Here is a 7,202-nt window from a genome sequence, read left to right as displayed (position 1 = left end):
TCCGGCCGCGGGTGCGGCGGGCCCGGGCCGAGCGGGCGTGGGCCCGGCGGGCCGGGGACACCCCGACGGTTTCGGGGGCGGCGCGGTCGGCGGAGTCGGTCCAGTCCCGCCCTGCGGCCGGCGTCTCGGCGTATCCGCGGGGGTCGTCGTCCACCGCGGCGTAGCCGAACTGGTCGTAGCCCGCCTCGTCGTAGGCCGGCCGCTGCTCGTAGTCGTCGTACCGGTAGGCCCCCGGCTCGGGGTCGTACCCGTCGTGGTCGCGGGGGTCGTAGTCCCGGGGCTCGTAGCCCTGCGTCTCGTAGCCCTGTGTCTCGTAGCCCTGCGTCTCGTGGGCCCGGGCCTCGAAGGTGTCGTGGCCCGGCCCGTCGGTGGGAGTCCGGCCGTGGGGATCGAGGTCCTGCCGGTCGTGGCGGGGGTCGGGCTGCGACGGGGCGCCGGGGGCGTAGTCGTCGAGCCGGTAGACGTGCTCGGTGGTCGGCGCGTCGTCGAAGGGATGTCCGGCGGCCGGATGCGGTGGGTGCTCGTATCGGTAACCGTCCCCGGCCGGGGCCGGCGGCTCCGGGACGTCGGGCCCCGGAGAACCGTGCCGCGGCCGGTACCACTCGTCCTGCTGCGCGGGTCCGAAGCCGGAGCGCCCCCCGGGGAAGTCGTGGTCCGCCCCGGTGGACTCGTCGTCCGGCCGCCCGTGCCGGCTCACTGCCCGCTCCCCGGCTTGCCGTCCTCGGCCACGTTCACAACTGCACTCCGCTCGTCCAACCAACCCTGCAAGATGGCGACGGCGGCGGCCTGGTCGATCACCGGCCGCGCACCGCGCGCGCTGACTCCGCTCTCGCGGAGCGCCCGCGCCGCAGTGACCGTCGTGAATCGTTCGTCGGCCATCCGCACAGGGATCCCGGTCAGGCGCCGGCGCAGCCGTCCCGCGAAATCACGGGCCAGTTTCGCGGCCTTGCCGGGCTCCCCGCGCAGGGTCTGCGGCAGTCCGACGATAACCTCCACGGCCTCGTACTCCGTGACGATGTCCACAATGCGCCGGATATCCGGCGCGTCGGACCCGCGTTCCTTCGAGCGGGGCACGGTCTCGACCGGAGTGGCCAGGATGCCGTCAGGGTCGGACGAGGCGACCCCGATTCGGACACTTCCGACATCGATGCCGATGCGGCGGCCGCGGCCGGGGTCGTCGACGCCCGGACGGTCGGGACCGGCGAAGTCGGCCACGATCAGCCGGCCAGCTCGCTCAGCCGGGCCCGGAACGCGGTCAGCGCCGCAGGGATCCCGGCCGGATCGGATCCGGATCCCTGCGCCATGTCGGGCTTGCCGCCGCCGCGGCCACCGATGGCGGGCCCGAAGCTCGACACCAGGTCGCCGGCCTTGATGCCCCTCGCCTGGGCCGCCTTGGTGGTGGCGACGACGAACGGCACCTTGCCGTCGGCGGAACCGAGCAGCAGCACCACGGCGGGCTCGCTGCCGAGCCGGCCGCGGACGTCGGAGGCGAGGCTGCGCAGGTCGTTCCCGGCCACGCCCTCGGGGGCGGTCTCGGCGACGACGAGAAGATCCCCGGTGCGCTGCGCCTTCTCGGCGAAGGTGCCGGCCGAGGCGAGCACCGCGGCGGCGCGGGTGCGTTCGAGCTCCTTCTCGGCCACCTTCAGCCGCTCGATCAGGGATTCGACCCGTGCGGGCACCTCCTCGGAGGGCACCTTCAGCGTCGAGGAGAGACCCGCGAGCAGCGCCCGTTCCTTGGCCAGGTGCCGGTACGAGTCCAGGCCGACGTACGCCTCGACGCGGCGCACGCCCGAACCGACGGACTGCTCGCCGAGCAGGGTGACGGTGCCGACGTGGGAGGAGTGCTCGACGTGGGTGCCGCCGCACAGCTCCATCGAGAACGGGCCGCCGATCTCCACGACGCGGACCTCGTCGCCGTAGTTCTCGCCGAAGAGCGCCATCGCGCCCATCTTCTTGGCCTTGTCCAGGTCCGTGACGAAGGTGTTCACCGGGTAGTTCGCGGCGACGGCCTCGTTGGTGACGGCCTCGATGTCGGTCTTCTGCTGCTCGCTGAGCGCGCCGGGCCAGGAGAAGTCGAACCGCAGGTAGCCCGGCTTGTTCAGCGAGCCGGCCTGCACGGCGTTGGGGCCGAGGACCTCACGCAGCGCGGCGTGGACCAGGTGGGTACCCGAGTGGCCCTGGGTGGCGCCCTTGCGCCAGGACGGGTCGACCTGCACGAGCACGGCATCGCCCTCGGTGACCTGTCCCTCGAGCACGGTCACCTTGTGCACCCACAGCTGCTTGGCGATCTTCTGGACGTCGTTGACCTTGATGCGCAGGCCGCCGGCGGTGATGGTGCCGACGTCGGCGATCTGGCCGCCGGACTCGGCGTAGAGGGGGCTGCGGTCGAGGATCAGCTCGACGTCCTGGCCGGCCTGCGCCGCGTGCAGCCGCTCGCCGCCGGTGATGACGGCCAGCACCGTCGCCTCGGTCACCAGCTCGGTGAAGCCGGTGAACTCCGTGGGGCCGCGGTCGAGCAGCTCCTTGTAGACGGTCAGGTCGGCGTGGGCGTGCTTGCGGGCGCGGGCGTCGTCCTTCGCGCGCTGGCGCTGCTCGGCCATGAGGGAACGGAACCCGTCCTCGTCGACGGTCAGGCCCGCCTCGGAGGCCATCTCCAGCGTCAGATCGATGGGGAACCCGTAGGTGTCGTGCAAGGTGAAGGCCTCGGTGCCGCCGAGGACGGACCTGCCCTGCGCCTTCGCGGTCTCGACCGCACCCTCGAACAGCTTGCTGCCGGTGCCCAGGGTCTTGAGGAACGCGGTCTCCTCGCCGACGGCGACGGTCTCGATGCGCGAGTAGTCCGTGGCCAGTTCCGGGTAGGACGGGCTCATGGTGTCGCGCACGACGGCCATGAACTCGGCCATCGTCGGCGTGTCGGCGCCGAGCAGCCGGGCCGAGCGCACGATCCGGCGCAGCAGGCGGCGCAGCACGTAGCCACGACCGTCGTTGCCGGGGTTGACGCCGTCGACGATGAGCATCGCGGCGGTGCGGGCGTGGTCGGCGATGACGCGGAACCGCACGTCGGAGGCGTGGTCGGCGCCGTAGACGCTGCCGGTCAGCTCGGCGGCCTTGTCGATGACCGGGCGCAGCAGGTCGGTCTCGTAGACGTTCTCGACGCCCTGGAGCAGGAACGCGACGCGCTCGACGCCCATGCCGGTGTCGATGTTCTTCTTCGGCAGCGGCCCGAGGATCGGGTAGCCCTCCTTGGCGCCGCCCTCACCGCGCTCGTTCTGCATGAACACGAGATTCCAGATCTCGATGTAGCGGTCCTCGTCGGCCTCCGGGCCGCCCGGGGCGCCGTACTCGGGGCCGCGGTCGTAGAAGATCTCCGAGCAGGGGCCACACGGGCCGGGGATGCCCATGGACCAGTAGTTGTCCTTCATGCCGCGACGCTGGATGCGCTCGGCGGGGACACCGATCTTGTCGTGCCAGATCGAGTACGCCTCGTCGTCGTCCAGATACACCGTCGCCCAGAGCTTCTCGGGATCGATGCCGTAGCCGCCGTCCTCGACGGGGCTGGTCAGCAGCGACCACGCATGGCCTATCGCCTCTTCCTTGAAGTAGTCGCCGAACGAGAAGTTGCCCGCCATCTGGAAGAACGTGTTGTGCCGGGTGGTGATGCCCACCTCCTCGATGTCGAGGGTGCGCACGCACTTCTGCACCGATGTCGCGGTGCTGAACGGCGGGGTCTGCTGGCCGAGGAAGTAGGGCACGAACGGGACCATGCCGGCGTTGACGAACAGCAGGTTCGGGTCGGCGAGGATCAGCGACGCGCTGGGCACCTCGGTGTGGCCGGCCTTCACGAAATGGTCGAGAAAGCGCCTGCGGATCTCGTGGGTCTGCACGTCGATGGTCCTCTTTGTCTGACGGTGTGGGCTGCCGAACCCGCGCGGGCACGGCGAATCGGCCATCGTTCAGCTTATCGCGCGGGCGACGGTGGCCGTTCTCGCCACCCGCGCCGCTCCGTCCCCCGCCGGGGGGCGAGCGAATGTATCGTTCACCTCCGTAGTCCGACGGCATGGTTCATTCGCTCGGCGCCTGCCGCGCGACCTGCGGCGCACGCGGTGCCCTACCGTTCGCCGCGCACGATCCGGCGCAGCTTGGGCACCCGCTGCGCCAGCTCGCGCTCGGCGCCGTGGCCGGTCGGGGTGTAGTAGTCGACGCCGACGAGTTCGTCCGGCGCGTACTGCTGCGCCAGCACGCCGTCGGGGTGGTCGTGCGGGTAGCGGTAGCCGACGGCGTTACCGAGCTTCTGTGCGCCGGCGTAGTGACCGTCGCGCAGATGCGCCGGCACCGACCCGGACCGGCCGGCCTTGACGTCGGCGATCGCGGCGCCGAGCGCGGCGGTCACCGCACCCGACTTGGGCGCGGTCGCGATGTGGATGGTGGCCTGCGCCAGGGCGAGCTGCGCCTCGGGCATGCCGACGAGCTGCACGACCTGCGCGGCCGCCGTCGCGGTCTGCAGCGCGGTGGGATCGGCCATACCGACCTCCTCGCTGGCCTGGATCATCAGCCGCCGCGCGATGAACCGCGGGTCCTCCCCCGCGACGATCATCCGCGCGAGATAGTGCAGCGCCGCGTCGACGTCGGAGCCGCGCAGCGACTTGATGAACGCGCTCGCGACGTCGTAGTGCTGGTCGCCGTCGCGGTCGTAGCGCACCGCGGCCTTGTCGATGCTCGACTCGACGGTCGGCAGGTCGATCGTCGCGCCCGTACCGCCGCGGTCGAGCGCGGTCTCGGCCGCCGCCTCGAGCGCGGTCAGCGCGCGACGTGCGTCTCCGCCCGCGAGGCGCACCAGGTGGTCGAGCGCGTCGTCGGTGATCTCCACACCGCCGCCGAGACCGCGTTCGTCGGTGCGGGCCCGCTCGAGCAGGGCCCGGACGTCGTCCGGGCCCAGCGGCTGCAGCTGCAGCACCAGCGAGCGGGACAGCAGCGGGGCGACGACGGAGAACGACGGATTCTCGGTGGTGGCCGCCACGAGCAGCACGATCCGGTTCTCCACCGCGGCGAGCAGCGCGTCCTGCTGGGTCTTGGAGAAGCGGTGCACCTCGTCGATGAAGAGCACGGTCTGTTCACCGGCGCCCAGGCGGCGACGGGCCAGGTCGATCACGGCCCGCACGTCCTTGACGCCGGCCGACAGCGCGGACAGCGCCTCGAAGCGGCGGCCGGTGGCACCGGAGATGAGGGAGGCCAGGGTGGTCTTGCCGGTCCCCGGCGGGCCGTAGAGCACGACGGACGCGGCGCCGGAGCCCTCGACGAGGCGGCGCAGCGGCGCACCGGGGGCGAGCAGGTGCTGCTGGCCGACGACTTCGCTCAGGTCGGCCGGGCGCATCCGCGCGGCGAGCGGCGCGTTCGGTCCGGCACCGCGGGACGGGCGCGACGCCGGTGGTACGGGTGCGGGGTCGGGCTCGGTCGGGCGGGGGGTCTCGAACAGGGCGTCCGGTCCGGCTGGTTCCTCCGCTCCGAAGAAGGTGCTCACCCCACGACGCTACCGTCCCGGCCCGACGGCGGGTCGGGCCGACGGCGCGTGAACCGGCCGTGAACGTTCGGGACATTCCGTCGCGGTACTTGCTCATCGCGGGGGACGCTGGTCTGATCGTCCGGTGCCTCCCACCGAAACCCGTGTCGTGTCGCGACGGACCGCGCTGCGCGCGGGCGGCGTCGCCCTCGGCGCCGCGGCCCTGGCGGCCGTCTCCGTCTCCCCCGCCGCGGCGGAGAGCGTCGTGTTCGCGCACGGCGTGGCCTCCGGCGATCCCCTACCCGACCGGGTGATCCTGTGGACCCGCGTCACGCCCGCCCCGGACGCCGTGCCCGGTTCCGGCCTCGGCGCCGCGACGACGGTCCGCTGGGAGATCGCCACCGACGGCGACCTCCGCGACGTGGTGGCCTCGGGGTCCGTGACGACGTCCCCCGCGTCCGACCACACGGTCAAGATCGATGCGACGGGCCTCGAGCCGGACACCGCCTACTTCTACCGCTTCACCGCCGGCGACGCGGCCTCCCCGGTCGGCCGCACCCGCACCGCGCCCGGGCCGGGGTCCGAGCTGAACCGGCTACGGTTCGCGGTGGTGTCGTGCTCGAACTGGGAGGCCGGGTTCTTCGGCGTCTACCGGCACCTGGCGGCGCGCCCGGACCTCGACGCCGTCGTGCACCTCGGCGACTACCTGTACGAGTACGGCACGGGCGAATACGCCTCCGGCGGCAACCGGGTGGTGCGCCCGCACGACCCGCGGCACGAAATCGTCACCCTCGCCGACTACCGGATCCGGCACGGCCAGTACAAGAGCGATCCCGATCTGCAGCGGCTGCACGCGCTGCTGCCGTGGATCGTGGTGTGGGACGACCACGAGAGCGCCAACGACGCGTGGTCCGGCGGCGCCCAGAACCACGACCCCGCCGTCGAGGGAGCCTGGGCGGAGCGACGGGCCGCGGCCCTGCAGGCCTACCTGGAGTGGCAGCCCCTCCGGCCGGGCGGCACCGCCGACGCGCCCCGGCTGTACCGGCGGCTGCAGTTCGGGGACCTGGCCGAGCTGTCGATGCTGGATCTGCGCAGCTATCGCACCGAGCAGGTGCACGGGCGCCGCATCGACGACCCGGCGCGCACCATCACCGGCGCGGAGCAGATGGCGTGGCTGACCGCGGGCGTGACGAGTTCGGGCACGCGATGGCAGCTCATCGGGAACCCGGTGATGATCGCCCCGGTGCTGCTGCCGCCCCTGGACGAGCGGACCACGGCGGCGCTGACCGCAGTTGCGGGGCTCCCCGCGGCGGGGGCACCGTTCAACGTCGACCAGTGGGACGGCTATCCCGCCGACCGGCGACGGCTGCTCGACGCGATTCGTGCCTCCGGCCGCGACGTGGTGTTCCTCACCGGCGACATCCACTCGTCGTGGGCCGCCGACATCCCCGTCGACGCCGCGAACTACCCCGGCGCGGGCACCGTGGCCACCGAACTGGTGGTGCCGTCGGTGACCTCGGCGAATATCGACGAGATGCTGGGCGTCGCGCCCCGCACCGTCACCCCGTCGATCGAGGCGGCGGTGTTGGCGACGAACCACCACATCCGGTACGTCGAACTGGACTCGCACGGCTTCGGTGTCCTCGACGTGACACCCGACGCGGTGCAGATGGACTGGCTGTACGTGCTCGATCCGACCGACCCG

Annotated in this window: 4 protein-coding genes and 1 pseudogene; 1 reads left to right on the top strand and 4 read right to left on the bottom strand. The window is 72.4% G+C overall.

The window, feature by feature from the left end:
- From CQZ88_RS30480 to CQZ88_RS05540, 4 genes and pseudogenes are all read right to left on the bottom strand, one after another.
- Positions 1–697 (bottom strand): annotated as a pseudogene (locus CQZ88_RS30480) (aminodeoxychorismate lyase); the annotation flags it as partial.
- On the bottom strand, positions 694–1,218 hold the full coding sequence (gene ruvX, locus CQZ88_RS05550; protein WP_170914086.1) for a Holliday junction resolvase RuvX: 525 nt from the start codon (positions 1,216–1,218) through the stop codon (positions 694–696). The pseudogene CQZ88_RS30480 and the gene ruvX, both read right to left, overlap by 4 nt.
- Positions 1,218–3,884 (bottom strand): alanine--tRNA ligase, encoded by a 2,667-nt coding sequence (gene alaS, locus CQZ88_RS05545; protein ID WP_006947016.1) that lies wholly within the window; start codon positions 3,882–3,884, stop codon positions 1,218–1,220. The genes ruvX and alaS overlap by 1 nt, the downstream gene beginning before the upstream one ends.
- Positions 3,885–4,108: 224 nt before the next feature.
- Complete coding sequence (locus CQZ88_RS05540) at positions 4,109–5,518, bottom strand: replication-associated recombination protein A (protein WP_029543575.1); 1,410 nt, start codon at positions 5,516–5,518, stop codon at positions 4,109–4,111.
- Positions 5,519–5,666: 148 nt separating this feature from the next.
- Here CQZ88_RS05540 and CQZ88_RS05535 point away from each other — a divergent pair.
- The coding region (locus CQZ88_RS05535; RefSeq protein WP_102799368.1) for an alkaline phosphatase at positions 5,667–7,202 on the top strand (1,536 nt) is incomplete at its 3' end.

It is taken from the genome of Rhodococcus sp. ENV425 (assembly GCF_002887785.1).
Classification (GTDB): Bacteria; Actinomycetota; Actinomycetes; order Mycobacteriales; family Mycobacteriaceae; genus Rhodococcus; species Rhodococcus aetherivorans.
The sequence above is the reverse complement of the archived record's forward strand: the minus strand, read 5'-3'. Positions and strand labels throughout refer to the sequence as shown.